Genomic DNA, 26,031 nt, shown 5'->3' with positions numbered 1-26,031 from the left:
GGTGCCGCCTCGGGCCCGCCGCTTGCGCGGCCGCACACACCGACATCCCAGGGAGCGCATCATGAGCGACCACGTCTACAAGCTGATTGAACTGACCGGTTCGTCGCGGCAATCGTGCGACGACGCCATCCGCAACGCGATCTCGAAAGCCGGCAAGACGCTGCACAACCTGCACTGGTTCCAGGTCACCGAAACGCGCGGCCACATCGAAGGCGACCAGGTCATCCACTGGCAAGTCACGCTGAAAGTCGGCATGCGTATCGACGACTGACGCACGCGCGTCACGCGCGGTGCACTGGCCGCCGGATGCGTGCAATGCGCATCCGCGCGGCGCCGCGCCCACCCGCATCACGCCCCGTTCGGGTCCCTTCGCGAGGCCCGGCCGGCGTGCGTGTGCGGGTATCCATCTCTTGACGCTGGTTTTCGTTCATATTAAAAACCATATACCCACATCACCCCTCGATCAGCCCAGACATATAAACCGGAGAAATCATGAGTCAGCAACGCGAGGCGATCGACACGTACCTCTTGCGCGTCTTGCACACCTTGTTGATGGAGCGCAGCGTCACGCGCGCGGCCGTCAAACTGAACCAGTCGCAACCGGCGATCAGCGCCGCACTGCGGCGCCTGCGCGACATCACAGGCGACCCGCTGCTCGTGCGCGGCAAGTCCGGCATGGTCCCAACCGAATATGGATTGCGCCTGCTCGAGCCGGTGCAGAACGCACTGCGCGAAATCGAGCGCATCAAGTTCCAGCAGCACAATTTCGACCCGGCCACGTCGATCCGCTGCTACCGGATCGGCTGCCCCGACTACCTGAACGTGCTGTTCGTGCCGACCGTCGTCGAACGCTTCCGCCAGGCGGCGCCGAACGCGACGCTCGAGTTCCACTCGCTCGGCCCCGCATTCGACTACGAGCTCGCGCTGGAAGACGGCAAGCTCGACATCGTCGTCGGCAACTGGCCCGAGCCACCCGAGCAGCTGCACCTGTCGAACCTGTTCGTCGATGAAATCGTCTGCCTGATGAGCAACACGCATCCGTTCGCGAAGCGCGGCGGGCTCACGCTCGACCAGTACCTGAACGCGCCGCATCTCGCGCCGACGCCGTACTCGGTCGGCCAGCGCGGCGCGATCGACGTGCATCTCGCGCGCGAACGGCTCAAGCGTCACGTGGTCGTCACGCTGCCGTACTTCAACCTCGCGCCGTACGTGCTGGTGAAGTCCGACCTGATCTTCACGACGACGCGCCTGTTCGCCGATCACTACGCGAAGTTCCTGCCGCTGTCGGTCGTGCCGGCGCCGCTCGACTTCCCGCCGATGCAGTACTACCAGCTGTGGCACGAACGCTGCCACTACTCCGACGAAGTGCGCTGGCTGCGCAGCCTCGTCGCTGAAGCAACCCGCACGCTGATCGAGACGTAATCGCGCACGACGCGCGCGGCGGCCATGCCGCCGCGGTGCGGCCCCGTGCGATCGTGGCGTGTGGCGGCCATGGCCGCGGCCACGCGCCCGATCGCAGCGCGACCTTCACATCGATGCGTCAGCGCGACGCCTCCACGAGTGCTTGCGCCAGCGCGTTGTGACGCTCGATGACCGGCGGCAGGTCGAGCGTCGCGAGCCGCCCTTCCCGCACCACCACCTTCCCGTTCACCACCGTGTACGCCGTCTGCGACGGCGCGCAGAACACGAGCGCCGCGACCGGATCGTGCAGCGCGCCCGCGAACAGCGGCTGACGCAGGTCGAACGCGGCGAAGTCCGCGGCCATGCCGGGCTTCAGCGCGCCGATGTCGTCACGGTTCAGCACCTTCGCGCCGCCCAGCGTCGCGATCTCGAGCGCCTCGCGCGCGGTCATCGCGTCGGGCCCGAAACCGACCCGCTGCAGCAGCAGCGCCTGCCGCACTTCCGCAACCATCTGCGCGCCGTCGTTCGACGCGGAACCGTCGACGCCGAGCCCGACCGGCACACCCGCGAGACGCATCTTCTTCACGGGCGCGATGCCCGATGCGAGCCGCATGTTCGAACATGGGCAGTGCGCGACGCCGGTGCCGGTGCGCGCGAACAGGCCGATGCCCGCATCGTCGAGCTGCACGCAGTGCGCGTGCCACACGTCGTGGCCGACCCAGCCGAGATCTTCCGCGTATTCGGCAGGCGTCATCCCAAACTTCTCGCGGCTGTACGCGATGTCGTTGACGTTCTCGGCCAGGTGCGTGTGCAGCGATACGCCGTAGTCGCGCGCCAGCACGGCCGCATCGCGCATCAGGCCGCGACTCACCGAGAACGGCGAGCACGGCGCGACCACCACCCGCAGCATCGCGTAGCGGCCTTCGTCGTGATAGGTCTCGATCAGTCGCTGCGCGTCGCGCAGGATATCGGGCTCGCGCTCGACGACCGAATCGGGCGGCAGCCCGCCATCGCGCTGGCCGACGCTCATCGCGCCGCGGCTCGCATGAAAGCGCATGCCGATTCGCTGCGCGGCGCCGATGCTGTCGTCGAGCCTGCTGCCGTTCGGATAGATGTACAGATGGTCGCTCGACGTCGTGCAGCCCGACTGCAACAGCTCGGCCATCGCGGTCAGCGTCGACACCTCGATCATCTCGGGCGTCAGGTGCGCCCAGATCCGGTACAGGTTCGTCAGCCAGCCGAACAGTTCGGCGTTCTGCGCGGCCGGCACCGCGCGCGTGAGGCTCTGGTACATGTGGTGATGCGTGTTCACGAGCCCCGGGATCACGAGGTGGCCGCGCAGGTCGAGCACTTCGTCCGCGGTATCGGGCAACTCGGCGCTCGGGCCGACCGCGACGATCCGGTTGTCTTCGATATAGAGCCCCGCGTCGCGCAGCTCGCGGCGCGTGTCGTCCATGGTCACGAGCACGTCGGCGTGCTTCACCAGCAGGGTTTTCGGGCGGGATGAGGAAGAGTTCGGCGCGCGTGCGCCGGCGTGCTGCTCGAGGTTCATGCGTTCTCCGCGTCGGTCTGCCCCCAGGGGCGGTTCCTGGGAGCGGTCACACAGCCGTTCGAACGCTGAATCGCGGCACGCTCCGGTGCCTGCGTCCGTTCGAACGCCCTGGCCCGGTTACCCGGCGTGCTCGCCGTCTTCGGGGTGCGCGCGGGCCACGGGCCGACGCGCACGCCGGGAGGATCGCCCAAGCGCGCGCCGCACACAATGCGCGATCCGGAATACCGCGTTTCACGGATTCGATATGGTACGCCGCGCAACGCCCGTCCGAGCGCCCGAAACAGCCGTCGGAAGCCGTATCCGGCGTGCCGTCGACAGCCGCTCATGCGCAGCGCATTATCTTTGATATCGCGCCCGTATTTGCGCGGGGAACCTTTTTACAATGCCTGCACGGCGCTCGCTTCAATCTCGCCGACGGGTATGTAGCCACGTGACGTGGAGCCTCGATCCGCCGCACAGTCAATGGATCGAGTCGCCGCCGAACCTCGCATTCACACAAGGACAATTGCGAATGGGAAAGCTCACTACCCACGTACTCGATACGGCACACGGTCGCCCCGGCGCTGCCATCAAGGTGGACCTCTACGCGCTGGACGGCGAATCGCGCCGCGCAATCAAGACCGTTCTGACCAATAGCGACGGCCGCTGCGACGCACCCCTGCTCGAAGGCGCCGCGCTCGCCGCCGGCGAATACGAACTCGTTTTCCATGCCGGCGACTACTTCGCATCGCTCGGCGTGAAGGTGCCCGAACCCCGCTTCGTCGACCGCGTCGTCCTGCGCTTCGGCATCGCCGACACCGCATCGCACTACCACGTGCCGCTGCTCGTGTCGCCGTGGTCGTACAGCACCTATCGCGGCAGCTGACAGCGCATCGGCGCCCGACGCACCGGCGCCCGACGCATCGGCGCCCGCATCAAAGACAACGATCTGAGTCTGGAGGAGTTTCATGGAAGGCTTCATCACCGACTGGCTGAACCTCGCGCTGCGATGGCTGCACGTCATCGTCGCCATTGCGTGGATCGGCGAGTCCTTCTATTTCGTCGCGCTCGACAACAGCCTGAAACCGCCGACCGACGCGAACCAGCGCAAGCGCGGCGTGTTCGGCGAACTGTGGCATGTCCACGGTGGTGGTTTCTACAACATGCAGAAGTACACGGTCGCCCCGCCGGAAATGCCGGATGACCTGCACTGGTCGAAGTGGCCGTCGTACACGACCTGGCTGTCGGGCTTCTCGCTGTTCTTCGTGCTGTACCTGCTCGCACCGAACACGTACCTGATCGACAAGAGCGTGCTCGACATGGGCCCGGTGGTCGCCGTCGCCTCCGCCCTCGGCTTCCTCGCGGCCGGCTGGATCGTCTACGACTCGCTGTGCCGAATCCTCGGCACCAACGATCGCGTGCTGGGCATCTGCGTCGGCGTCTACGTCGTCGTCGCCGCGTACCTCGCGTGCCACATCTTCTCGGGCCGTGCGGCGTACCTGATCGTCGGCGCGATGCTCGCGACGATCATGTCGGCGAACGTGTTCTTCGTGATCATCCCGGGCCAGCGCAAGATGGTCGACAAGATGCTCAAGGGCGAAGAACCGAACCCGATCTACGGCAAGCGCGGCAAGCAGCGTTCGGTGCACAACACGTATTTCACGCTGCCGGTCGTGTTCGCGATGCTGTCGAACCACTATGCGATGACGTACACGAACAAGTTCAACTGGGTCGTGCTCGTGCTGATCATGCTGGCCGGCGCGCTGATCCGTCAGTTCTTCGTGATGCGTCACCGCGGCAAGCAGCTGTGGTACCTGCCGATCGGCGGCGTCGCGCTGCTGTCGGGCGCACTGGTGTGGACGATGCCAAAGCCGGTCGCGCCGGAAGCGCAGGCGGCCAACGCACCGAAGATCGTGATCAACGACATCATGCCGATCCTGCAGCAGCGCTGCGTCGAGTGCCACTCGGCGAAGCCGACGCTGATGGGCAGCGCGCCCGCCGGCGTGATGTTCGATACGCCGGACGAAGTATCGAAGAACGCGCAACGCATCTACGAACAGGCCGTGCGCCTGAAGGCGATGCCGATCGGCAACGTCACGCACATGACCGACGACGAGCGCGTGAAGCTCGCCGCATGGTTCGAGGGTGGCGCGGTCAAGTAAGCCGCCGTGCGCCGGCCGTCGGTTGCCGGCGCAATCCTCTCCGTTCGCGGGCCCGGAAACGGGCCCGTTTTTTTGCCCGTCCAGAACGTGTGCCCCGCTAGCCCCGCATCGCGTCGCGCTGCAGCGCGACGAGCGCATCAAGCGCGCGCGGGCCGTCGTCGAACGGAACGAAGATGTGATCGTGATACGCAGCAGCCATCACGTTGCAGCTGATGCCTGCCGCGCCGAGGGCGCTCGCGAACGCGGCCGTCAGGCCGACCGCCGCGAGGTCCGAATGCACCGTCAGCGTGATCCACGCGGCGCGGAACAGCACGGGCCAGCCGCGACGTACAGCCGTTGCCTCGTCGACGACGACCGTCATGCCTTCCGTTTCCCGGAACGTCGCAATCGCTTCGGATAACGATATGTCGACATCGTCCGGCAGTGCGACGAAGGCGAACGCACCGCGATGCAGTTCCGGCCGCATCGTGCGCAACAGGATCGCGAGGTCGTTTTCAGGTTGGCTCATCGTGGTACGGCCCGGGAACCGGGCGTCGTGCGGTGGCGATGCGGGCACGATAGCACGCGATCGACGTCTTCGACGTAGCGGCGGCGTCATGCCGTGATGCGTGCGCCGAGACCATAAAAAAACCCGCGCAGGTCGCGCGGGTCTCTTCGATGAAACGGTACTGGCGAAACGCTGCTCAGGCCGTCAGCGCATCAAGTGCGTCCTCGGTGAGCCACAGCGATTCCGGCAGGTCCTGCTCGTTCAGGTTCAATCCGTCGCCGCCGCGATCGACGACGATGAAGTCGCTGACGCCGCCGAGCGCGATCAGCGGGTGATGCCACACGCCCTTCGCATAGTTCACCCCCTGCCACCCGCTCGTCACGAACGCGCGGATCTTCGACGGATCGAGATCGCCCGCCGGCGCGACGACGACGAGATACGGCTGGTCGTTCAGCGGCACGAACGCCTGGCTGCCGAGCGGATGGCGCTCGAGCATCTTCACCTCGAACGGCAGCGTGCGGGGCTGGCCGCGGAACAGGTTGACGAGCGTGCGTCCGTCTTCGTCGGTCACGTCGACCTTCGCGAGATCGTGAAAGCGGATCGTCGTGCCGAGGTTGATCGGAATCTGCTTCGCGCCTTCCGTTTCGATCACATCGCCGAACGGCGCGAACGCGTCCTTGGTCAGCGGTTCGATTACGAGTGTCTTCATTTGTCGAGCGTCCCCCACAGACGCAGGCGCGACACACCGCCGTCCGGAATGATGTTCAGGCGCACGTGGGTCACGGGGCCCAGCGATGCGATCTCGTGCTCGAAGTAATGCTGCTTGTCCATCTGCAGCTTCTGTTCGCCGAGCAGCACCGGCCAGAACATCGACTGCGTGATCAGCGAGCTGTCGGTGCCGCCCGACACGTACGCGGCCTGGATCGAGCAGCGGTCCGGGTAATTGCCCTTGAAGAAAGCGGTATCGACTTCGATCTTGCGGATCACGCCCGGCTGCGCGAGCGCGATGATCGCCCAGTCGTTGCCCGGTTCGCGGCGGCGGCGGGTCTCCCAGCCATCGCCCATGTTCACGCCGCGGCCCGGCAGCAGCAGGTTCGACGCGACGCCGAAATGCTGGTTGTTCGCGGCTACCACGTAGCCGCCGTTTTCCATCGCCGCGAGGTCGAACTGCTCGGTCGCGCTCGCGCCGGCCCAGTCAAGCTGCGGCTGGCCATACACGCGCAGGCGCGCGATGCCGCCGTCCGGATAGATGTTCACGCGCAGGTGCGTGAACGCACGCGCGTCGCTCGCTTCGACATAGTGATGGCTGTTGCCCTGCAGCGTCGTCGACGGCACGATCTCTACCCATTCGGTCGCATGCGTCGGAGCGCCATCGGCCACGTATGCCGCCTCGATCGACGCGGCCGGCGGGAAGTTGCCGGTGAAGTGGCTCGTGTCGATGTCGAAGCCCTTGATCACGCCCGGCCGCGCGAGCTTGACGATGCACCAGTCATAGCCCGTCGTGCGCTTGCGGCGCGTCTCCCAGCCGTCCATCCACTTGCCGTGGTCGTCGTACTTGCCGGGGATGAACACCGCCGGCTCGGGGTTCAGCATCCGGTCCTTGGGCGCGAAGAAGTCGTCGCTGGCCTCGAGCGCCTGCGCACCGAGGCGCGGGTCGGCGAGGTTCACGTAGCGCCGCGTGAAGTCGGGGGCGTCGGGATCGAGAAGCGGAACAGCCATGATGTTTCCTTGTTTCAGTGATGCGATCGGCCGCCGCGACGCAGCAGGCCGTCGTGAGGTGTCAGGCGTCGATCAGGTCGTCGAGGCGAAAGCGCGCGATCCGGTAGATCTGGTCGAGGCTCGCGCGCAGTTCCTCGGTGCGCGAATGATTCACGCGCGACTCGAAGTTCGCGATGATGCCGTGCCGGTCGTAGCCGCGCACCGCGAGGATGAACGGAAAGCCAAACTTCTCGCGATACGTGCGGTTCAGCGTCAGCAGCTTGTCGAACTCTTCCTGCGTGCACTGGTCGAGGCCCGCGCCGCTCTGCTCGCGCGTCGACTCGGCCGTCAGCTCGCCGCGCACGGCGGCCTTGCCGGCGAGCTCCGGGTGAGCATTGATCAGCGCGAGCTGGCGCACTTCGCCGCCCGTCTCCACCGCGTTCGACATCGTTTCGTGCAGCGCGTCGATGCTCGCGAACGGCCGCTCGCCCGCGGCGACCTCGGCCACCCACGGCGAATGTTCGAAGATCCCCGACAGCGCCGCGACGAATGCGCTCGGCGCCATCGTGTTCAGTTGCTCCAACGTGTAACGCATCGCCTTCATGCTTTCCCTTCGTTTCGATGATTGGGCTGATACGGATGATGTTCACGCCAATGACGCGCGATATCGACACGGCGCGTCACCCATACGCGATCGTGCTTCTCGATGTGATCCAGGAAACGCTGCAGCCCGCGGAAACGCCCCGGCCGGCCGAGCAGACGGCAGTGCATGCCGATCGACAGCATCTTCGGCGCTTCGTCGCCCTCCGCGTACAGCACGTCGAATGCGTCGCGCAGGTAGTCGAAGAAGTGGTCGCCGGTGTTGAAGCCCTGCGGCGTCGCGAAGCGCATGTCGTTCGTGTCGAGCGTGTACGGCACGATCAGTTGCGGCAACTTCCTGCCGCCCGACACGTCGACGTCCATCCAGAACGGCAGGTCGTCGCCGTAGTTGTCAGAGTCGTACAGGAAGCCGCCGTATTCCGCGACGAGACGATGCGTGTTCGGGCTGTCACGGCCGGTGTACCAGCCGAGCGGACGTTCGCCCGTCACGCGCTCGATCGCTTCCATCCCGAGGCGCATGTGCTCGGCTTCGAGTTCCGGCGTCATGCTCTGGTAGTGGATCCAGCGCCAGCCGTGGCACGCGATTTCATGACCCAGCTCGACGAATGCGCGGGCGAGTTCCGGATGACGCTCGATCGCCATGCCCACGCCGAACACCGTCAGCGGCAGCCCGCGCTTCTCGAATTCGCGCAAGATGCGCCACACGCCGGCACGCGAACCGTATTCGTAGATCGATTCCATGCTCATGTGGCGGTCCGGATACGCAGCCGCGCCGACGATTTCGGACAGGAACTGCTCGGAACCCGGATCGCCGTGCAGCACGCAGTTCTCGCCCCCCTCCTCGTAGTTCAGGACGAATTGCACGGCGACGCGGGCACGCCCGGGCCAGTTCGCCTGCACGGGATGGCGGCCGTAGCCGATCAGGTCGCGAGGATAGTTGGGATCGAGTGACATGGGTTCGAAGTGCGGCGAAAGCTTGCTGAAGTAATGGGTTCGCATCGACCCGCGCGGGTGCCGGAGGCCGGCCGCACGGGCCGATGCGATGACGGCCCAGTGTAGCGAAAAGGTTCATACGCGCCCATACAGCGGCGCAGATAGTGCATGTCAGACGGCGTGTATGTGCGGTTGCGGCAAATTCGGGACCGGTTCCGACGCGTCGCCCCCGCTTCGCGCCGTGGAGGCGGCCGGCGCGGGTGCGGGCGCGTCCTCCGGCGGGCTGAAACGCGCGAATTCGCCGTCGTAGCGCTTCGGCAGCGGCCGCGCATAGTCGCCGCGCTTCGCGGTCGCGAGGCGCAGCGCGACGAGCGCCTCGGCCCACTTGACGGCCGCCGTGACGCCTTCCACGACCGGCGCGCCGATCTGCTGCTCGATCTCGTGCGCGAATTCGGCCATCCCGGCGCAGCCGAGGACGATCGCGTCGGCGCCGTCCTCGTCGAGCGCACGCCGGCATTCGTCGACGATGATCCGCCGCGCCGCCGAACCGGGCCGGTCGAGCTCGAGCACCGCGACGTCGGTCGCCCGCACGTTGCGGCAGAACCGCTTCATCCCGTAGCGCTCGGCGAGATGCCACGCCATCCCGCAGGTACGCGCGAGGGTCGTGACGACCGAGAAGCCCGGCGCGAGCACGCTCGCCGCATGCATTGCCGCCTCGGCGATCCCGATGACCGGCCCGCGCGCGAGTTCGCGCGCCGCATACAGGCCCGGGTCGCCGAAACACGCGATCACGTACGCGTCGCAGCCATCGCGCTCGCCCTGCGCGATCTCGGCCAGAAGCCCGGGCGTCGCGAGCGCCTCGTCGTAATAGCCTTCGATCGACGGCGGCCCCATGGGCGGGCTCACCGCGACGATCTCGGTGCCTGCCGCCGCGATTTCACGCGCGCAGCGGCCCATCGCGTCGGTCATCCGCTGCGTCGTGTTCGGATTGATCAGCTTGATCTTCATCGTGCGCTCCTCAGGCCTTCGTGCTCACGAGCAGCCGGTAGAACACGAAGCCGAGCCCCGCGCCGATGAACCACGAGAAGTTCGCAGCGGCCTGCCAGCCCGGCACCATCACGCAGATGACGGCGATCACCGCGGCCGGCAGCAGCGCCGCGAGCGCGCGGCGATTCACGCCGCCCGTGTACCAGTAGGTGCCGCGCTCCGACATCGTGTACAGGTCGTCGCGCACGAGCCGGCCGCGCTTGACGAGGTAAAAGTCGGCGATCAGCACGCCGTACAGCGGGCCGATGAACGCGCCGAGCACGTCGAGCGTGTAGTGGATCACGGCCGGATTGTTGAACAGGTTCCACGGCGTGATGAAGATCGACGCGACGGCCGCGAGCATTCCGCCCGCGCGCCAGCTGATCAGCCGCGGCGCGACGTTCGAGAAGTCGAACGCGGGCGACACGAAGTTCGCGACGATGTTGATGCCGATCGTCGCGATCGTGAAGGTCAGCGCGCCGAGGATCACGGCGGTCGGGTGGTCGATGCGGCCGACCGTCTCGACGGGATCGGTGATGAGTTCGCCGAACACCGGAAGCGTCGCGGCGGTGGTGATCACCGTGACGAGTGAGAACGCGAGGAAGTTGACCGGCAGCCCCCAGAAGTTGCCGCGCTTCACGTCGCCGAACGAGCGGCAGTAGCGCGAGAAGTCGCCGAAATTGAGCATCGGCCCGGAGAAGTACGACACGACGAGCGACACGGCCGTGATCATCACCGGAATCACTTCCGCGCCGTGATACTTCACGCCGCCGAGGTTGATGCCGATGTTGCGCCATCCCGCGCGCCACACCATGTAGCCGGCCAGGATGAACATCACGACGTAGACGGCCGGGCCCGCGAAGTCGATGAACTTCTTGATCGTCTCCATCCCGTTCCAGAACACGAGTGCCTGCAGCACCCACAGCAGCATGAAGCCGGCCCAGCCGACCGCCGACAGCCCGAGGAAGCCGTAGCGATGGACGTCCGCGTACGGCAGCCATTGCGGAAAGAACTTCAGCACGACGATCACGAGCGCGCTGGACGCGAGATAGGTCTGGATGCCATACCACGCGATCGCGATCAGCCCGCGGATCACGGCCGGCACGTTCGCGCCGAGCACGCCGAACGTCGCGCGGCACGCGACCGGATACGGTACGCCGATCTGCTGGCTCGGCCGCGCGATCAGGTTGCACAGCCGGTTCACGATCGTGATGCCGACGATCAGCGCGATCAGCACCTGCCAGCTCGTCAACCCGAGCGCGAAGAGGCTGCCCGCGAACACGTAGCCGCCGACGCTGTGCACGTCCGACATCCAGAATGCGAAGATGTTGTAAGCGCCCCATGTCTGATTCTTAAGGGGTGCCAAATCTTCGTTGTACAAACGTTGACTGTAACCGTCCGGCAACGTGGGGCCGCCGCCCTCGCCGCCTTCTTCCGCCGGATACGCACTGTCGTGCGCCACACTGAACTGAGCCATGACTTCTCCTTGACGCGGCCGAACAGCCGCTCCACCGTCATCGATATCGCTCCGGATCGTTGCCCGGAGTCGGACTGGCGGCCGGCGGCGCGAACCGCCGGCCTGCATTGCTCTTGTCGTGTGGCGCGCGGCCGGGTTCGCGTCGCCGCTCAGGCGCCGCCGAACACTTCGCGCAAATCGACCTGCCCTTGCGCGGGCCGGTCCAGCATCTTCAGTTCGACATGCTGCAGGTGGTGCGCCATCAGCGTCACCGCCCGCTTCGAATCGCCCGCTTCCAGTGCGGTCAGTATCTCGTCATGGTCGTCGCACGAGCACGGGCTGCGCCCGTGCGATTCATACAGCGCCGACATCAACGTCGAGCGTGCGACGAGCCCGTCGAGGCACTCGCAGAGCGTCGCATTGCCCGTCAGCGCCGCGAGCGCCGTGTGGAATTCGCCCGACAGGCGGATCCACGCCGCGAAGTCGTGCCGCTCGAACGCCTTGCGTTCCTTGTCGATCAGCGCGGCGACGCCCTTGAGCCGCTTCGCCCCCGGCCCCGTCGCGAGCCGCTCGACGACGGCCAGCTCGATGATCCTGCGCATCTCGAACACCTCGTGCACGTCCTGCAGCGTCGGACTCGCGACGAACGCACCGCGGTTCGGTTCGAGATCGACCAGCTTGTCGGCCGCGAGCTGCGAGAGCGCCTGCCGGATCGTTCCGCGCTTCACGCCGAACACGTCGCAGAGCTGTGCCTCCGTCAGCTTCGCGCCGGGCGCGAGCCGATGCTCGAGGATCGCCGTGCGGATCCGCTCGGCGATCGCTTCGGGACCGGCAGCGCCGGACGGATGGGTATCGGAATCGTTCATGTTCTGCATCGTGTGATGGTCCTCATCCTAGGACGGACATAAAAATTGTCAACAATTCTTTTCCGGCGTTTCGCACAATCGGCGTGCACGGACGCGACCTCAATCGGTGCGGGATGCGCGAAATCCATGCACACCAAGCCTGGATGCCATGACAGAGGCCGTTCTGGTCGTATACCCTTCCCGGTATTTTGTTGACAATACTGGTGCAATAACTGGCTACGACGCTGTCGAAGTCCGCCGGGATTTTCGACCGTTAGTTGCGCGCTTACATAAAGAAAAAGGCGGGTTTCCCGCCTTTTCATCGACCACGTCAGCGTCAGCCGAGGTGCGGATAGTCCGACAACGTGAGCCGGAACCCGTGCGCATTCGCGACCAGTTGCGCCTGCGCGCCGAACGGCAGCGTCAGCAGGTCGGGCACGTGGCCGAACTGCAGCCCGGTGACGACCGGAATGCCGATCACCTCGCGCACCTGGTCGATCATCGCCTGCATGTCGTAGCCGTTGTCGTATTCGAACGGCCGCGCGCCGGTGAACTGGCCGAGCACGAGCGCCTGCTGGCGCGCGAGCAGCCCCGACAGATGCAGTTGATAGATCATCCGCTCGATCCGGAACGGTTGTTCGTTGACATCCTCGACGAACAGGATGCCGCCCTCGATGTCGGGCATGTACGGCGTGCCGATGAGCGATGTGAGGATCGCCAGGTTGCCGCCCCACAGCGTGCCCGTCACGTTCACGGACTGCACCTGCGGCGCCTCGGCGATGATCGTCGTGCTCGGCTGCGTCAGCGTCTGCCAGAAGTGCTGCATCGTGAAGTCGCTCGGCGTTTCCGCGCCGAAGTCGGCCGACAGCATCGGGCCGCCGAAAGACTTGATGCGCGCCTTCGCGTACAGCGCGAGCTGGATCGCGGTGAAGTCGCTGTGGCCGACGAGCGCGATGGGTTGGTCGCGCAGGCGGCGCTCGAGCCCGCGATAGTCGAGCCCGTGCAGGATGCGTGCGGCGCCGTAGCCGCCGCGCACCGCGAGCGCGATGTCCGGCAGCGCGCGTTCCGGATCCGCGAGGCGGTTCAGGTCGCCGGCCCGCTCGCCGTCGGTGCCGCCGAATCGCTGGAAGCGGCGCTGCGTCGCCTCGATGTTCTCGATGCGATGTTGCGAGCCGCTCAGGCGCTCGAGCGCGCGGTTGATCGCATCGGGGTCGTGCGGATAGCCGGACGGCGCCAGCAGGCGGATATTGTAGGACGCAGCGGGCTGGAGGGACATGGCGAAAGGTATCGAGGTCGTCAAACCTGCTTAGAGGGTCCGAACCGTCTCCGGTTCACCGAACCGTGCTGCCCGCCCCGCCCCGCTCCGGGCGACGGGCGCGGCAAGGGTTACGGCGCGCCGGATTCGGCGTCGCGTGCGAGCCGTGCTTCACGCAGCGCGCGACGGCGCTCCGCGAAGAACGACTTCAGCGCGGCCCCGCACTCATCGGCGAGCACGCCGCCGGTTACGTCGGTATGGTGGTTGAGTTGCGGATTCGCGAACGCGTCGATCACGCTGCCGCACGCGCCCGTCTTCGGATCGGCGGCGCCGTAGACGACTCGCGCGATGCGTGCGTGCATGATCGCGCCCGCGCACATCAGGCACGGCTCGAGCGTCACGTACAACTCGCAGCCGGGCATCCGGTAATTCTGCAGATGCTGCGCGGCCATGCGCAGCGCGGCCATTTCCGCATGGGCCGACGGATCGTGCCCGCCGATCGGGTGGTTGAAGCCGCGTGCGATCACCTCGTCGCCGCGCACGAGCACCGCGCCGACCGGCACTTCGCCGGCCGCGCGCGCCTCTTCGGCGGCGGCCTGCGCGAGCCGCATGAAATGCAGGTCGCGCGCCGACACGGGTGTGGCTTCGGGAACGGGAGAATCGGGAGCGGCAACCGATCCGGCTGCCGCGTCGTGCAGCGCGTCGGCGCTCACATCGGCCCCGCTTCGGCGGGCGCGTCGTCGAGCCCGCGCTCGCACAGACGTTCCGCGATGCGCCGGCAATAATCGCGCGGCATCACCATCGGGCCGCCGCGCAGCGATTCGAGCGCCATGTCGAGGGCGAGGATCTTCGCCTGCAGCCGGCAGCGCGCGGCACGATCGCTGACCGCCTGCAGTTCGTCCTGCAGATTGCGCAGCGCGCGCAGTTGCTCGACGGCTGGCGGCACGAAGCCCGCATTCTTCAGGATACGGTTGGCCACCCGCACCTCCTCGGGTACGAGCAGGTCGTCATCCAGCGCCTGCGGCGCGCCGGTACCCGGCAAATCGTCGAACTCGCCCCGCGCGGCAGCAGCGGCAATGCGTTGTTCGACCAGTGCGTCAAGCAATCTCATCAGTCAATCGGAACAAATGCGGCAGCCGAATTCTAGCAGGGTGACGTGCGTATGACAGGCCCTTCGAAGGCATGCTCGATATTGTGTTTTTTAAGGGCCGAATCGGCGCGCATGGGCGCCGATCGCCACGACTTGCCGCTGTGCTGCGCCGCAGCAGGCTCCGCGCCGATTTTGCGCCGATTTCGCTCCGTTTGCGTGGGCGATGTCCGGCCCTGTTTTTTTATTTTCGTCCGGGTCGATCGGCGTTCGTCGTCCCGCCGGAATCGCCGTTTCGCGACTGCCGGGTCATGCGGCGACCACTTGCGACCGCGCCTTCGAAAACGGGCGGAACATCATCGCGACGAGGAACGCGCCGATGCCGATCGCGAACGATCCGAGGTACAGCCAACCGTAGCTGCCCAGCGCATCGACGATCAGGCCGCCCGCGACCGGCCCCGCCGCCATCCCGAGGCTGCCGGCCATCGCGCAGCCGCCGATCACGGTGCCCATCATCCGCAGCGGGAAGTTTTCGCGCGCGAGCACCGCATAGAGCGGCATCACGCCCGCATAGATGAAACCGAACAGCGTCGCGACCGCGTAGAACCCGTCGAGCGTGCGCACGAAGTAGTAGCCGAGCGCGCCGAGCGCCTGCGCGAGCAGTCCCACCACGAGCATGCGCTTCGCGCCGAGGCGATCGCCCAGCAGCCCGAACGCGATGCGCCCGCCCATGCCGGCGAGCCCCTCGACGCTGTAGATCGACACCGCGACGATCAACGGAATCCCGCACGTCACCGCGTAGCTGACCGTATGGAAGATCGGGCCGGAATGCGTCGCGCAGCAGAAGAAATTGGTCAGCAGCAGCACGATAAACTGCGGCGAGCGCAGCGCGCCGCCGACCGACAGCGGCGCGGATCGGGGCACGCCGGCCGGCGCCGGCTCGGCGTGCGGCCCATCGAGCGCGGGGGCGCGGCGCACGAGCAGCGACGCCGGAATCATCACGGCGGCCGCGAGCGCGGCGATCAACAACATCGACGTGCGCCAGCCGTGGCCCGACACGAGCCATGCCGCGAGCGGCGACATCGTCATCGGCGCCATGCCCATGCCGGCCGACACCAGCGACACCGCGAGACTGCGATGCGTGTCGAACCAGCCCGTCACGCAGGCCATCATCGGCGCGAACACCGCGGCCGTCGCGCTGCCGACGGCCAGCCCGAAAATGAGCTGGAACGCGAGCAGCGACGGCGCGCGGCTCGCAAGCGCCAGGCTCGCCGACAGCAGAATGGCGCCCGTCACGACCACCGCACGCGTGCCGATCCGGTCCGACAGGCTGCCCCAGCCGATGCTCGCGAAGGCCATCGCGATGAAGCCGAGCGTCATCGCGGCGGAAATGCCGGTCATCGACCAGCCGGTGTCGCGTGCGATGGCCCGCAGGAACACGGGCAGCGAAAACATCGCGCCGATCGCGATGCAGCCCATCAGGCCGCCCGCGGCGACGATCACCCAGCGATAGCGGGAATCAGGCATCTGGCACCTCCTTTTTCTCCGTAGGTCAGGCCTCAATGAGGAACCGGGCTACTGACGCCGTCGCGAATCCGGTCGACATCGATACGACGAACGACGCAGCAGGGAATCGACATGCGTGGCACATGCGGGCGCTCATGCCCCATCGTCGACGGCGTCGAGCGGTCGACGACAAGGGGCAGATCCGGACGAACCTCGGCCGCGCAGCCGCCCCGCTTTTCCGGAATCTGAATGTCGAAATCAGAAATGGTTGGTTTGGGCGCGCGAACGCGGTCACACACTCGAATCCTCTTGTCATGACAAGTTGACCGATGACCCGCTCCAATGTCGTGCCGCTGTCGGCGGCCCCGCTCTACGTGCAGATCAAGGACACGCTGCGCACGCGTATCCTCGACGGCACTTATGCGCCACACAGCAGGATGCCGTCCGAGCACGAACTCTGCGCGATGTTCGACGTGAGCCGCATCACGGTGCGCCAGGCGCTCGGCGACCTGCAGAAGGAAGGCCTGCTGTTCAGGCTGCACGGCAAGGGCACGTTCGTGTCGAAGCCGAAGGCGTTCCAGAACGTGACATCGCTGCAGGGCTTCGCCGAGGCGATGTCGTCAATGGGTTACGAAATCGTCAACCAGTTGCGCAGCTTTCGCACCGTGAAGGCCGACCGCCATCTCGCAGCGAAGCTGAACGTGCCGGAAGGCGCGCCGCTCGTCGAGATCCACCGCGTGCGGCTGCTGAACCGCGAGCCCGTGTCGCTCGAGCAGACATGGGTGCCCGCGGCGCTCGGCAAGCGGCTCGCGGGCGCCGATCTCGCAACCCGCGACATCTTCCTGATTCTCGAGAACGACTGCGGCGTGCCACTCGGCCACGCCGACGTGTCGATCGACGCGATCCTCGCCGACGATGAAATCGTCGATGCGCTGCGCGTCGAGGAAAGCAGCCCCGTGCTGCGGATAGAGCGCCTGACGCACGACGCGTCGGGCGCGCCGATCGACTACGAACACCTGTACTTCCGTGGCGACGCGTTCCAGTACCGGCTGCGCATCGACCGGCAGAAGACGCACCAACCATTAAGGAACCCGCAATGAACACCCATGTACTCGAATACGACATCGTCGTGGTCGGCGGCGGCACGGCCGGTCCGATGGCGGCGATCAAGGCGAAGGAGCGCGACCCGTCGCTGCGCGTGCTGCTGCTGGAGAAGGCCAACGTGAAGCGCAGCGGCGCGATTTCGATGGGGATGGACGGCCTGAACAACGCGGTGATTCCAGGCCACGCGACGCCCGAGCAGTACACACGCGAGATCACGATCGCCAACGACGGGATCGTCGACCAGCAGGCCGTATACGCATACGCGACGCACAGCTTCGCGACGATCGAGCAGCTCGACCGCTGGGGCGTGAAGTTCGAAAAGGACGGCACCGGCGACTACGCGGTGAAGAAGGTCCACCACATGGGTTCGTACGTGCTGCCGATGCCGGAAGGTCACGACATCAAGAAGGTACTGTACCGGCAGCTGAAGCGTGCGCGCATCGCGATCACGAACCGGATCGTCGCGACGCGCGTGCTGACCGACGCGCACGGCCTCGCGAGCGGCGTGCTTGGTTTCGACTGCCGCACGGCCGATTTCCACGTGATCCGAGCAAAGGCCGTGATCCTGTGCTGCGGCGCGGCCGGCCGCCTCGGGCTGCCGGCATCCGGATACCTGATGGGCACGTACGAAAACCCGACCAACGCGGGCGACGGCTACGCGATGGCGTACCACGCCGGCGCGGCGCTCGCGAACCTCGAATGCTTCCAGATCAATCCGCTGATCAAGGACTACAACGGCCCGGCCTGCGCGTACGTGACGGGCCCGCTCGGCGGCTTCACCGCGAACGGCAAGGGCGAACGCTTCATCGAGTGCGACTACTGGAGCGGCCAGATGATGTGGGAGTTCTACCAGGAACTGCAAGGCGGCAACGGCCCGGTGTTCCTGAAGCTCGACCACCTCGCCGAGGAAACGATCCAGACCATCGAGCAGATCCTGCACACGAACGAGCGGCCGAGCCGCGGTCGCTTCCACGCAGGGCGCGGCACCGACTACCGACGCCAGATGGTCGAGATGCACATCTCCGAGATCGGCTTCTGCAGCGGCCATAGCGCGTCCGGCGTATACGTGAACGCCCGCGCGGAAACAACCGTTCCGGGACTCTACGCGGCCGGCGACATGGCGGCCGTCCCGCACAACTACATGCTCGGCGCATTCACCTACGGCTGGTTCGCCGGGCAGAACGCGGCCGACTACGTGGCCGGCCGCGATCACGCGCCGGTGGACGACGAACAGGTCGCGGCCGAACGCACCCGCGTGCTCGCGCCCCTCACACGCGAGCGTGGCCTCGCACCGGCGCAGGTCGAATACAAGCTGCGCCGCATGGTGAACGATTACCTGCAACCGCCGAAGGTGACGCGCAAGATGGAAATCGGACTGCAACGCTTTGACGACATTATTGAGGATATCGAATAACTCAAGGCGGTCCATCCGCACGAAATGATGCGCGCGGCCGAAGTGCGCGCGATTCGCGACTGCGCCGAAATGGCCGCGCGTGCGTCGCTGTTCCGTACCGAGAGCCGCTGGGGGCTATACCACCATCGCGTCGATTTTCCGCATCGCAACGACGCTGAATGGTTCTGCCACACATGGTTGCGCAAAGATGCCGACGGCACGATGCGCAGCGAGAAACGGCCGGTCGAGCCCTACGTCGTGCCGCTTGCCGACGACGAACGCAGCGCCTACGCGCACCTGCGCATCCGCGAACCGGCCGCCCTCGCGGCCGCCCTCTGACTCCGAGGAGCCTTACCGTGCCCCATACCCCGCACGACATCTTCCTGCGCAGCAGCGCGCCCGTGACGATCGACGAGGACCGCTGCATCGCCGACAAAGGCTGCACCGTCTGCGTCGACGTGTGCCCGCTCGACCTGCTCGCCATCGACGTGACCAAAGGCAAGGCCTACATGCAGTTCGACGAATGCTGGTACTGCATGCCGTGCGAACGCGACTGCCCGACCGGCGCCGTCAAGATCGACATCCCGTACCTGCTGCGCTGACCCGACGGGCCGCCGTCGCGTCGAGACCGCACGTGTGCTGGTCTTCCGGCCGCGCATCCTGCTGACGGATGAATCGTTCGGCGTGCTCGACGCGCAGACGCGCCGCATGATGCAGACGCTGCTGCTCGACAGCGGATCGCGGATCGGCGCGACCGCGCCGTTCGTCACGCCTCATATGTTTCGTTAATGCTCCTAATTTTGCCCATGACCGCTTCATCCTCTATTTTCCCGCTGCATGGCGCGCACGCCTCCGACCATGCCGCGCTCGTCGCACGTGTTGCGGCACCCGATGCATCCGTGCGCCGCATCGCGCTGCTCGAACTCGCCGATCTCGAGGATCCCGATCTCGTGCCGGTCTTCGTTGCGGCATTGCGCGACGATCCGGCCGCCGTCGTGCGCGGCGAAGCGGCGCGTGTGCTCGCCGCCTGGGAGCAGCCCGTCGTCGTCGACACGCTGTGCCACGCGCTGCTCGATCCGGACGACGACGTGCGCGCGACTGCGGCACACAGCCTGTCCGAACTGAAGGATGTCGCGTCCGGCGCCGTGCTGTGCCGCTGGGCCGAACACGCCGAGCCGTTCGTGCGCGGCGCCGCGCTGCGCGCGCTGCGCGAACTGCGCGCCCCAAGCGCGTTTACGCCGGCGCTGCACGCGCTCGACGCGCCGGCGGCGGCCGTACGCGCCGAGGCCGTCGCCGTGCTCGGCTGGCTCAAGGACGTGCGTGCGTTGTCGCCGCTCGCACGCATCGCCACGAACGACACGCATGCGGACGTGCGGCGCATCGCGGTCGGCGCGGTCGGATTCGCGGCGTCCGACGACACGGCCGTCGTCACCGCGTTGCTTGCGGCACTGCACGACGCCGAATGGCACGTACGCGAGGAAGCGGCCACGACGCTCGGCAAGCTGCGTGATGCGGGCATCGCATCGCGCGATGTGCCGGCACAGCGGCCAGCCATTCACCGCGCACCGCGGGTGCCTTGATCCGCTCGACTTCGTGCGCGACACGCCGGTGTTCGCCGCGCTGCGCGACGGCTATCGCGACGATATGGCGCGGGCATGCGCGCTCGCGCCGCTGCGCGACGTGCCGGGCAAGACGGCAAGGAAGACACGCTCCTCCAGCGTCAATCCAATCACGATCGCCGTTCGCACAAACGACAACGCCCGGCAGGTCATCCCTGCCGGGCGTCCGCATCGTCAGATGCCGTGGTCCGCTACCGAGGCACGCCCCAGCGCCGAATCATTCCCACTCGATCGTCGCCGGCGGCTTGCCCGAGATGTCGTACACCACGCGGTTGATCCCGCGCACCTCGTTGATGATCCGGTTCGACGCGCGGCCGAGCAGCGCGTACGGCAGGTGCGCCCAGTGCGCGGTCATGAAGTCGGTGGTCTGCACCGCGCGCAGCGACGTCACGTAATCGTACGTGCGGCCGTCGCCCATCACGCCGACCGACTTCACCGGCAGGAACACCGCGAACGCCTGGCTCGTCAGGTCGTACCAGGTCTTGCCGACGTCGGCCTCGCCGCACAGGCCCGCCGCCGCATCCTGCGCGGTGGCGGTCGTGCCGCGCAGTTCCTCGATGAAGATCGCATCCGCGCGACGCAGCAGGTCCGCGTATTCGCGCTTCACTTCGCCGAGAATCCGCACGCCGAGGCCCGGGCCCGGGAACGGATGACGGTACACCATCTCCGGCGGCAGGCCGAGCGCGACGCCCAGTTCGCGCACTTCGTCCTTGAACAGGTCGCGCAGCGGCTCGAGCAGCTTCAGGCCGAGCGTTTCCGGCAGGCCGCCGACGTTGTGGTGGCTCTTGATCGTCGTCGCCTTCTTCGTCTTCGTGCCGCCCGACTCGACCACGTCCGGATAGATCGTGCCCTGTGCGAGCCACTTCGCCTTCGACAGCTTCTTCGCTTCCGCCTGGAACACTTCGACGAACTCGCGGCCGATGATCTTGCGCTTCGCTTCCGGATCGGTCACGCCGGCCAGATGGCCGAGGAACTGTTCGGACGCGTCGACGTGCACGACCTTCGCATGCAGGCGGCCCTCGAACATGTCGAGCACCATCTTGCCTTCATTCAGGCGCAGCAGGCCGTGGTCGACGAACACACAGGTGAGCTGATCGCCGATCGCGCGATGGATCAGCGCGGCCGCGACGCTCGAATCCACCCCGCCCGACAGGCCGAGAATCACTTCCTCGTCACCGACCTGCTCGCGAATCTTCGCGACGGCTTCCTCGATGTGGTTCTTCATGATCCAGTCGGGCTTCGCGCCGGCGATCTGCAGCACGAAGCGTTCGATGATCTGGCGGCCCTTCACCGTATGCGTGACTTCCGGGTGGAACTGCACCGCGTAGTAGCCGCGCGCCTCGTCGGCCATGCCGGCGATCGGGCAGCTCGGCGTCGACGCCATCAGCGCGAAGCCCGGCGGCAATTCGGCCACCTTGTCGCCGTGGCTCATCCAGACCTTCAGCATTCCGTGGCCTTCGGCCGTCGTGAAATCCTCGATGCCGTCGAGCAGGCGCGTATGGCCGTGCGCACGCATTTCCGCGTAGCCGAATTCGCGATGGTCGCTCCACTCGACCTTGCCGCCGAGCTGCACGGCCATCGTCTGCATGCCATAGCAGATGCCGAGCACCGGCACACCGAGATCCCACACGGCCTGCGGCGCGCGCAGCTGGTGGTCTTCGTACGTGCTGGCGTGGCTGCCCGACAGGATCACCGCCTTCGGCGCGAACTCGCGGACGAAGTCGTCGGACACGTCGTTCGGGTGGATTTCGCAGTAGACGTGCGCTTCGCGCACGCGGCGCGCGATCAATTGGGTGACTTGCGAACCGAAGTCGAGAATCAGAATTTTGTCGTGCATGGCTGCGGACAGGATGAAGAGAATAAGAAAAGCAGCGCATGAAGCGCTGCGTCAAATGCATGGAGAGCGGCGTCGGGCGGCAGGCAGCACGCGCGACGCATCGCCGGTCAGTCCTGCGACGGCGGACGCGCGTCGAATGCGACGCTGCCTGACGCGCGGTCGGATGCGGCCGATGAAGTAGCCGCAGCCGGTGCCGAAGGCGCCGCCGGACGGCTGACGACCGGCTCGACCCGCGGCTGCGGTGTGGAGACCGGCGCCGGTTCGACCGGACGCTTCACGTCCCGGGCCTCGAGCGCCTGCGCCTTCTCGCGCCGCCGCACGGCCGAGGCGAGGCGTACGCCGCCGACGCCGAGCACGATCAGCGCGACACCGGCCATCGCCGACAGCACGCGGCCGGCGGCCGCGAGCGCGGGACCGTTGCCGGTGCCGAACGACCACACCACCGCCAGCACGCCGATCAGCCAGTTCACGTGGCCGACCGCCCGTGCGACGGGCGCCGTGAGATCGCCGTTCACCGCCGCATGAAACGCGAGCCACGCGAGGCCGAGCAGCGCGATGCCGAACGCCTGACCGAGCATCGCCGGCTGGATGTTCGCCAGCTGCAGCGCGTTGAACAGCGCCTGCCAGGGCGTCAGCACGAACAGCACGCCGAACGCCAGCAGCAGCACGGCATCGACGATCAGCACGGCTCGCAGCAGCGGTTTCATCGGCGATCAGTCCACGTGGTAGTTCGGCGCTTCCTTCGTGATCTGCACGTCGTGCACGTGCGACTCGCGCATGCCCGCCGCGGTGATCTGGACGAATTCGGCCTTCTCGTGCAGCTCGTCGATCGTGCGGCAGCCGCAGTAGCCCATGCTCGCGCGCACGCCGCCGACCAGCTGGAACAGGATCGCGTTGACCGAACCCTTGTAAGCGACGCGGCCTTCGATGCCTTCCGGCACGAGCTTGTCGATGTTCGCCGAGTTGTCCTGGAAGTAGCGGTCTGCCGCGCCGTCCTTCATCGCGCCGACCGAACCCATGCCGCGATACGACTTGTACTGGCGGCCCTGGTACAGGAACACGTCGCCCGGCGACTCTTCGGTGCCCGCGAACATGCTGCCCATCATCACCGCGTTCGCGCCGGCCGCGAGGGCCTTCGACACGTCGCCCGAGAAACGCACGCCGCCGTCGGCGATGCACGGCACGCCGGTGCCCTTCAGCGCTTCCGCGACGTTCGCGATCGCGCTGATCTGCGGCACGCCGACGCCCGCGACGATCCGCGTCGTGCAGATCGAGCCCGGGCCGATGCCGACCTTGACCGCGTCCGCGCCGTATTCGACGAGCGCCTTCGCGGCGGCGGCCGTCGCGATGTTGCCGCCGATCACCTCGACGTGCGGGAAGTTCTGCTTGACCCAGCGCACGCGCTCGAGCACGCCCTTGCTGTGGCCATGCGCGGTATCGACGACGATCACGTCGACGCCGGCCTGCACCAGCAGCTCGACGCGCTCTTCGTTGTCCGGGCCGACGCCGACCGCCGCGCCAGCGCGCAGCTTGCCGTGTTCGTCCTTGCACGCATCCGGGTGTTCGGTCTGCTTCGTGATGTCCTTGACGGTCATCAGGCCGCGCAGTTCGAACGCGTCGTTGACGACCAGCACGCGCTCGAGGCGGTGGCTGTGCATCAGCGCCTTCGCTTCGGCGAGCGGCGTGCCTTCCTTGACCGTGACGAGACGCTCGCGCGGCGTCATGATCGACTTGACCGGTTCGTCGAGGCGCGATTCGAAACGCAGGTCGCGGTTCGTGACGATGCCGACGAGCTGCGGGCCTTCCACGACCGGGAAGCCCGAGATGCCATGCTGACGCGACAGCGCGATCACGTCGCGCACCTTCATCTGCGGCGGGACCGTGATCGGGTCGCGCACGACGCCCGATTCGAAACGCTTGACCTTCGCGACCTCGCGAGCCTGCTCGGCCGGCGTCAGGTTCTTGTGGACGATACCCACACCACCCTGCTGCGCCATCGCGATCGCGAGGCGACCTTCGGTGACCGTGTCCATCGCGGCGGACACGAGCGGCATGTTCAGGGAGATGTTGCGGGTCAGCTTGGTCTTCAGGCTGGTGTCGCGCGGGAGAACGTCGGAGAAGGCGGGAACGAGGAGCACATCATCGAAAGTGAGTGCTTTTTGGATCAGACGCATGGCAAATCCTATGGGCGCAAAAGCGAATTATACGCGAAGCGCTGCGAATTTTCACAACACGAACAACGGGTTAGGCGTTTTCAAGCGTTCGGGGGCCGAATCGTTCGGATCGCCGTTCGGTTCGTTTTCGATCGCCTTTCGTTTCACCCCCGCATCGCCCCATTCGCGCAGCCGGCCGGAATCGGGCCGATCGCACGTCGTGGCAACACGATGCCAAGCCTGCCGGCGGGGCCTCGGCCCGCCCCGCTCGGCACATCCAGGCGGCCACGAACGCCACTAGACCAGCCCGGCCGCGGCGCACGCAATCATCGCCGCACCGGCGCCGATCGCGACGCCGCCGACGATCCGCGCGACGCGTTCGCCGTGCGGCGCCAGCCGCTCGGCGGCGATCGCCACGGTCACGACGGCCATCACGCGCAGATCCATCATGCCGGCTGCCAGTGCAACGGCCATCAGGTTCCCGCAGCAGGCGCCGCACCGTAGCGCGGTTCGCACGCCGTACCGACAGGCAACCGCGGCCGCGGCTCCCGCCCGCCGCGCACATGCGTCGTCCGGTGCACGCCGGCAACAAGCGAGCCGGCGCGCCTTCCAGCCGGAGAACTGCAGCACGCCCGCGCCGAGCACGACCGCGCCGACCGCGAACGGCATCGCGGCGGCGAGCGCGGGCAGCCGCGCGGCGACCGCCGCCAATGCGGTGCCGCCAGGAAACACCATCGCGCCGAGCGCCATCCACACGGAGAAATACCCTGCGCCCGCGACCACGACCAACCATGCCGCGCGCGCCTCGCCCAACGAGCCGAGGCTCTGCCGGTATCGCCAGAGCACCGGCGCCAGTACCGGCAGCATCATCGTCGTCGTCATCGCGCCCCACATGCCTGCGAACGCGGCGAACGCGCGCCCTGCCCGCCATCCGCACGGCCTGAGCCATGCGGCCGACAGCGTCCAGCCGCCCGCCATCGGCATGCCGCCCATCGCGTCCATCGATGCGTGCTGCGCGAGCGTAGCCCAGATCGCGGCGCCGAATACCACGACGAACGCGGCGCCGAATGGCCGCCAGCCGCCGCCCGCAGCGCCGGTCGCAGCCGGTTTCGTCGCGTCGTTCATCGCCCGCTCCCGCCGCTCGCCGGCCCGCACTCAACCGCGCGCGTACTCGTCATGGCGGCGCCACCACACGCCCGTCTCGTTGCGCCCGAGCGGCGCACGGTCGAGCCACTGGTACATCCCCCACAGTCCGTCGAGCCCGCGTGCGTATGTCGAATACGTGTGATAGACGACGCCATCCTCGCGTACGAACGCGCTCATCCCCGGCCGGTCGAGTGTGTACGTGGCGACGTCGGTGCCGCAGGTCGCCGCGAACTGGGCGACGGCCGCCGGCGGCGGGTCCATGTCCATCGCGTGACCGGCCCGCACATAGTTGTATTCGACGTCGCCGGTACGTTGCTGCGTTTCGGTAAACGACACGTTGAAGTCGAAATTGAACTCGCCGCCGTCCGATGACGCCCACGGAAAGTGCCAGCCCATCCGCTGCCGATACGCGAGCAGCTTCGCGAGTGGCGCGCGCGACACCGCCGCGAGCGTCACGTCGTGGTTCGCGAGGTGGACCGCAAAACCGTCGAAACCGTCGGCAAGCGCCGAGCACGACGGGCAGCCGGCCTTGTAATCAGGGCCGAACATGAAGTGATAGACGAGCAGTTGCGAACGGCCGCCGAACAGGTCGCCGAGCGTCGCCGGGCCGTCCTCGGTGTCGAACCGGTAGGCCTTGTCGACGCGCACCCACGGCAGCGCCTGGCGCCGCTGCGCGAGTTCGTCGCCCTGCCGCGTCAACGCCTTTTCCGCATCGAGCAGCGCGCGGCGCGCAGTCAGCCATTCGGCGCGCGTTCCGGTGAGATGGTTGGTCATTGCGGGTTCCTCCTTTCG

25 protein-coding genes and 4 pseudogenes are annotated in these 26,031 nt (G+C 67.0%); 10 read left to right on the top strand and 19 right to left on the bottom strand.

The features are described 5' to 3' along the window. The first annotated feature begins 61 nt into the window (after window positions 1–61). Window positions 62–271, top strand: coding sequence for a dodecin (locus tag WS66_RS19625; RefSeq protein ID WP_006755984.1), 210 nt, complete (start codon window positions 62–64; stop codon window positions 269–271). Window positions 272–492: 221 nt separating this feature from the next. Next, window positions 493–1,422, top strand: a complete 930-nt coding sequence (locus WS66_RS19620) for a LysR substrate-binding domain-containing protein (protein ID WP_059599960.1) — start codon at window positions 493–495, stop codon at window positions 1,420–1,422. 118 nt (window positions 1,423–1,540) lie between these two features. Here WS66_RS19620 and WS66_RS19615 read toward each other — a convergent pair whose 3' ends face one another. Further along, a complete protein-coding gene (locus WS66_RS19615; RefSeq protein ID WP_059599959.1) occupies window positions 1,541–2,953 on the bottom strand; it encodes an 8-oxoguanine deaminase in 1,413 nt (470 codons plus the stop codon). Between the two features lie 511 nt (window positions 2,954–3,464). Here WS66_RS19615 and uraH point away from each other — a divergent pair. After that, on the top strand, window positions 3,465–3,818 hold the full coding sequence (uraH, locus tag WS66_RS19610) for a hydroxyisourate hydrolase (RefSeq protein WP_012364099.1): 354 nt from the start codon (window positions 3,465–3,467) through the stop codon (window positions 3,816–3,818). An 82-nt stretch (window positions 3,819–3,900) separates the two neighbouring features. After that, window positions 3,901–5,094: a urate hydroxylase PuuD gene (locus tag WS66_RS19605; protein WP_059599958.1), complete on the top strand. Its 1,194-nt coding sequence runs from the start codon at window positions 3,901–3,903 to the stop codon at window positions 5,092–5,094. A gap of 97 nt (window positions 5,095–5,191) precedes the next feature. Here the strand turns inward: WS66_RS19605 and WS66_RS19600 are convergent, their stop codons facing one another. From WS66_RS19600 to WS66_RS33720, 13 genes are all read right to left on the bottom strand, one after another. After that, window positions 5,192–5,602, bottom strand: a complete 411-nt coding sequence (locus tag WS66_RS19600) for an ACT domain-containing protein (protein WP_059599957.1) — start codon at window positions 5,600–5,602, stop codon at window positions 5,192–5,194. 175 nt (window positions 5,603–5,777) lie between these two features. Further along, on the bottom strand, window positions 5,778–6,290 hold the full coding sequence (locus WS66_RS19595) for an ureidoglycolate lyase (protein WP_059599956.1): 513 nt from the start codon (window positions 6,288–6,290) through the stop codon (window positions 5,778–5,780). After that, window positions 6,287–7,300 (bottom strand): allantoicase, encoded by a 1,014-nt coding sequence (alc, locus tag WS66_RS19590; protein ID WP_059599955.1) that lies wholly within the window; start codon window positions 7,298–7,300, stop codon window positions 6,287–6,289. Before alc ends, WS66_RS19595 begins: the two co-directional genes overlap by 4 nt. A 61-nt stretch (window positions 7,301–7,361) precedes the next feature. Further along, window positions 7,362–7,883 carry a 2-oxo-4-hydroxy-4-carboxy-5-ureidoimidazoline decarboxylase gene (gene uraD / locus WS66_RS19585; RefSeq protein ID WP_059599954.1) on the bottom strand — a complete coding sequence of 174 codons (522 nt, stop codon included), beginning with the start codon at window positions 7,881–7,883 and terminating at the stop codon, window positions 7,362–7,364. After that, window positions 7,880–8,833 carry an allantoinase PuuE gene (puuE, locus tag WS66_RS19580; protein ID WP_059599953.1) on the bottom strand — a complete coding sequence of 318 codons (954 nt, stop codon included), beginning with the start codon at window positions 8,831–8,833 and terminating at the stop codon, window positions 7,880–7,882. Before puuE ends, uraD begins: the two co-directional genes overlap by 4 nt. Window positions 8,834–8,983: 150 nt before the next feature. Then, window positions 8,984–9,820: an aspartate/glutamate racemase family protein gene (locus tag WS66_RS19575; RefSeq protein WP_059599952.1), complete on the bottom strand. Its 837-nt coding sequence runs from the start codon at window positions 9,818–9,820 to the stop codon at window positions 8,984–8,986. 10 nt (window positions 9,821–9,830) lie between these two features. Continuing rightward, window positions 9,831–11,315, bottom strand: a complete 1,485-nt coding sequence (locus WS66_RS19570) for an NCS1 family nucleobase:cation symporter-1 (RefSeq protein ID WP_059599951.1) — start codon at window positions 11,313–11,315, stop codon at window positions 9,831–9,833. Between the two features lie 149 nt (window positions 11,316–11,464). After that, on the bottom strand, window positions 11,465–12,169 hold the full coding sequence (locus WS66_RS19565; protein WP_059599950.1) for a GntR family transcriptional regulator: 705 nt from the start codon (window positions 12,167–12,169) through the stop codon (window positions 11,465–11,467). Between the two features lie 307 nt (window positions 12,170–12,476). Further along, window positions 12,477–13,415, bottom strand: coding sequence for a muramoyltetrapeptide carboxypeptidase (ldcA, locus tag WS66_RS19560; RefSeq protein WP_059599949.1), 939 nt, complete (start codon window positions 13,413–13,415; stop codon window positions 12,477–12,479). A gap of 110 nt (window positions 13,416–13,525) precedes the next feature. After that, the gene (gene tadA / locus WS66_RS19555; protein ID WP_059599948.1) at window positions 13,526–14,107 is read right to left on the bottom strand and encodes a tRNA adenosine(34) deaminase TadA; all 582 of its coding nucleotides are present in this window, start codon (window positions 14,105–14,107) and stop codon (window positions 13,526–13,528) included. After that, window positions 14,104–14,505: a DnaJ family domain-containing protein gene (locus WS66_RS19550; protein ID WP_044843744.1), complete on the bottom strand. Its 402-nt coding sequence runs from the start codon at window positions 14,503–14,505 to the stop codon at window positions 14,104–14,106. The genes tadA and WS66_RS19550 overlap by 4 nt, the downstream gene beginning before the upstream one ends. Window positions 14,506–14,790: 285 nt before the next feature. Continuing rightward, window positions 14,791–16,008: an MFS transporter gene (locus WS66_RS19545; RefSeq protein WP_059599947.1), complete on the bottom strand. Its 1,218-nt coding sequence runs from the start codon at window positions 16,006–16,008 to the stop codon at window positions 14,791–14,793. A gap of 32 nt (window positions 16,009–16,040) precedes the next feature. After that, window positions 16,041–16,286 carry a hypothetical protein gene (locus WS66_RS33720; protein WP_159086559.1) on the bottom strand — a complete coding sequence of 82 codons (246 nt, stop codon included), beginning with the start codon at window positions 16,284–16,286 and terminating at the stop codon, window positions 16,041–16,043. Window positions 16,287–16,316: 30 nt separating this feature from the next. On the opposite strand from WS66_RS33720, the gene WS66_RS19540 reads away from it, so the two are divergent. The 6 genes and pseudogenes from WS66_RS19540 to WS66_RS19515 all read left to right on the top strand — a co-directional run. Further along, window positions 16,317–17,087, top strand: a complete 771-nt coding sequence (locus WS66_RS19540) for a GntR family transcriptional regulator (protein WP_059599946.1) — start codon at window positions 16,317–16,319, stop codon at window positions 17,085–17,087. After that, window positions 17,084–18,823 (top strand): annotated as a pseudogene (locus WS66_RS19535) (fumarate reductase/succinate dehydrogenase flavoprotein subunit). The gene WS66_RS19540 and the pseudogene WS66_RS19535 overlap by 4 nt, the downstream one beginning before the upstream one ends. Window positions 18,824–18,840: 17 nt before the next feature. Beyond that, entirely contained in the window at window positions 18,841–19,086 is a 246-nt protein-coding gene (locus WS66_RS19530; RefSeq protein ID WP_059599945.1) for a 4Fe-4S dicluster domain-containing protein, read from the top strand. 10 nt (window positions 19,087–19,096) lie between these two features. Next, window positions 19,097–19,255 (top strand): annotated as a pseudogene (locus WS66_RS19525) (ABC transporter ATP-binding protein); the annotation flags it as partial. A gap of 35 nt (window positions 19,256–19,290) precedes the next feature. Further along, window positions 19,291–19,998: pseudogene (locus WS66_RS19520) on the top strand (HEAT repeat domain-containing protein); the annotation flags it as partial. 58 nt (window positions 19,999–20,056) lie between these two features. Beyond that, a pseudogene (locus tag WS66_RS19515) lies at window positions 20,057–20,179 on the top strand (acetyltransferase); the annotation flags it as partial. A gap of 141 nt (window positions 20,180–20,320) precedes the next feature. Here the strand turns inward: WS66_RS19515 and guaA are convergent. The 5 genes from guaA to WS66_RS19490 all read right to left on the bottom strand — a co-directional run bounded on the left by guaA (window position 20,321) and on the right by WS66_RS19490 (window position 26,013). Next, a complete protein-coding gene (gene guaA / locus WS66_RS19510) occupies window positions 20,321–21,940 on the bottom strand; it encodes a glutamine-hydrolyzing GMP synthase (protein WP_059599944.1) in 1,620 nt (539 codons plus the stop codon). Window positions 21,941–22,047: 107 nt separating this feature from the next. Beyond that, window positions 22,048–22,647, bottom strand: a complete 600-nt coding sequence (locus tag WS66_RS19505; RefSeq protein ID WP_059599943.1) for a hypothetical protein — start codon at window positions 22,645–22,647, stop codon at window positions 22,048–22,050. A gap of 6 nt (window positions 22,648–22,653) precedes the next feature. Next, a complete protein-coding gene (gene guaB / locus WS66_RS19500; protein ID WP_011885118.1) occupies window positions 22,654–24,114 on the bottom strand; it encodes an IMP dehydrogenase in 1,461 nt (486 codons plus the stop codon). A 276-nt stretch (window positions 24,115–24,390) separates the two neighbouring features. Next, window positions 24,391–25,218: a DUF2182 domain-containing protein gene (locus tag WS66_RS19495; protein WP_059599942.1), complete on the bottom strand. Its 828-nt coding sequence runs from the start codon at window positions 25,216–25,218 to the stop codon at window positions 24,391–24,393. A gap of 30 nt (window positions 25,219–25,248) precedes the next feature. Beyond that, window positions 25,249–26,013: a DUF899 domain-containing protein gene (locus WS66_RS19490; RefSeq protein WP_059599941.1), complete on the bottom strand. Its 765-nt coding sequence runs from the start codon at window positions 26,011–26,013 to the stop codon at window positions 25,249–25,251. Between the last annotated feature and the right edge of the window lie 18 nt (window positions 26,014–26,031).

This window comes from Burkholderia sp. LA-2-3-30-S1-D2 (assembly GCF_001523915.2).
Taxonomy (GTDB): Bacteria; Pseudomonadota; Gammaproteobacteria; order Burkholderiales; family Burkholderiaceae; genus Burkholderia; species Burkholderia diffusa.
Note: the sequence above shows the minus strand (reverse complement) of the source record. Positions and strands in the feature narration are given on the sequence as shown.

Coding starts and splice junctions, on each gene's coding strand:
- WS66_RS19625 (WP_006755984.1), top strand. CDS start 62: ATGAGCGACCACGTCTACAAGCTGATTGAACTGACCGGTTCGTCGCGG.
- WS66_RS19620 (WP_059599960.1), top strand. CDS start 493: ATGAGTCAGCAACGCGAGGCGATCGACACGTACCTCTTGCGCGTCTTG.
- WS66_RS19615 (WP_059599959.1), bottom strand. CDS start 2,953: ATGAACCTCGAGCAGCACGCCGGCGCACGCGCGCCGAACTCTTCCTCA.
- uraH (WP_012364099.1), top strand. CDS start 3,465: ATGGGAAAGCTCACTACCCACGTACTCGATACGGCACACGGTCGCCCC.
- WS66_RS19605 (WP_059599958.1), top strand. CDS start 3,901: ATGGAAGGCTTCATCACCGACTGGCTGAACCTCGCGCTGCGATGGCTG.
- WS66_RS19600 (WP_059599957.1), bottom strand. CDS start 5,602: ATGAGCCAACCTGAAAACGACCTCGCGATCCTGTTGCGCACGATGCGG.
- WS66_RS19595 (WP_059599956.1), bottom strand. CDS start 6,290: ATGAAGACACTCGTAATCGAACCGCTGACCAAGGACGCGTTCGCGCCG.
- alc (WP_059599955.1), bottom strand. CDS start 7,300: ATGGCTGTTCCGCTTCTCGATCCCGACGCCCCCGACTTCACGCGGCGC.
- uraD (WP_059599954.1), bottom strand. CDS start 7,883: ATGAAGGCGATGCGTTACACGTTGGAGCAACTGAACACGATGGCGCCG.
- puuE (WP_059599953.1), bottom strand. CDS start 8,833: ATGTCACTCGATCCCAACTATCCTCGCGACCTGATCGGCTACGGCCGC.
- WS66_RS19575 (WP_059599952.1), bottom strand. CDS start 9,820: ATGAAGATCAAGCTGATCAATCCGAACACGACGCAGCGGATGACCGAC.
- WS66_RS19570 (WP_059599951.1), bottom strand. CDS start 11,315: ATGGCTCAGTTCAGTGTGGCGCACGACAGTGCGTATCCGGCGGAAGAA.
- WS66_RS19565 (WP_059599950.1), bottom strand. CDS start 12,169: ATGCAGAACATGAACGATTCCGATACCCATCCGTCCGGCGCTGCCGGT.
- ldcA (WP_059599949.1), bottom strand. CDS start 13,415: ATGTCCCTCCAGCCCGCTGCGTCCTACAATATCCGCCTGCTGGCGCCG.
- WS66_RS19550 (WP_044843744.1), bottom strand. CDS start 14,505: ATGAGATTGCTTGACGCACTGGTCGAACAACGCATTGCCGCTGCTGCC.
- WS66_RS19545 (WP_059599947.1), bottom strand. CDS start 16,008: ATGCCTGATTCCCGCTATCGCTGGGTGATCGTCGCCGCGGGCGGCCTG.
- WS66_RS19540 (WP_059599946.1), top strand. CDS start 16,317: ATGACCCGCTCCAATGTCGTGCCGCTGTCGGCGGCCCCGCTCTACGTG.
- guaA (WP_059599944.1), bottom strand. CDS start 21,940: ATGCACGACAAAATTCTGATTCTCGACTTCGGTTCGCAAGTCACCCAA.
- WS66_RS19505 (WP_059599943.1), bottom strand. CDS start 22,647: ATGAAACCGCTGCTGCGAGCCGTGCTGATCGTCGATGCCGTGCTGCTG.
- guaB (WP_011885118.1), bottom strand. CDS start 24,114: ATGCGTCTGATCCAAAAAGCACTCACTTTCGATGATGTGCTCCTCGTT.
- WS66_RS19495 (WP_059599942.1), bottom strand. CDS start 25,218: ATGAACGACGCGACGAAACCGGCTGCGACCGGCGCTGCGGGCGGCGGC.
- WS66_RS19490 (WP_059599941.1), bottom strand. CDS start 26,013: ATGACCAACCATCTCACCGGAACGCGCGCCGAATGGCTGACTGCGCGC.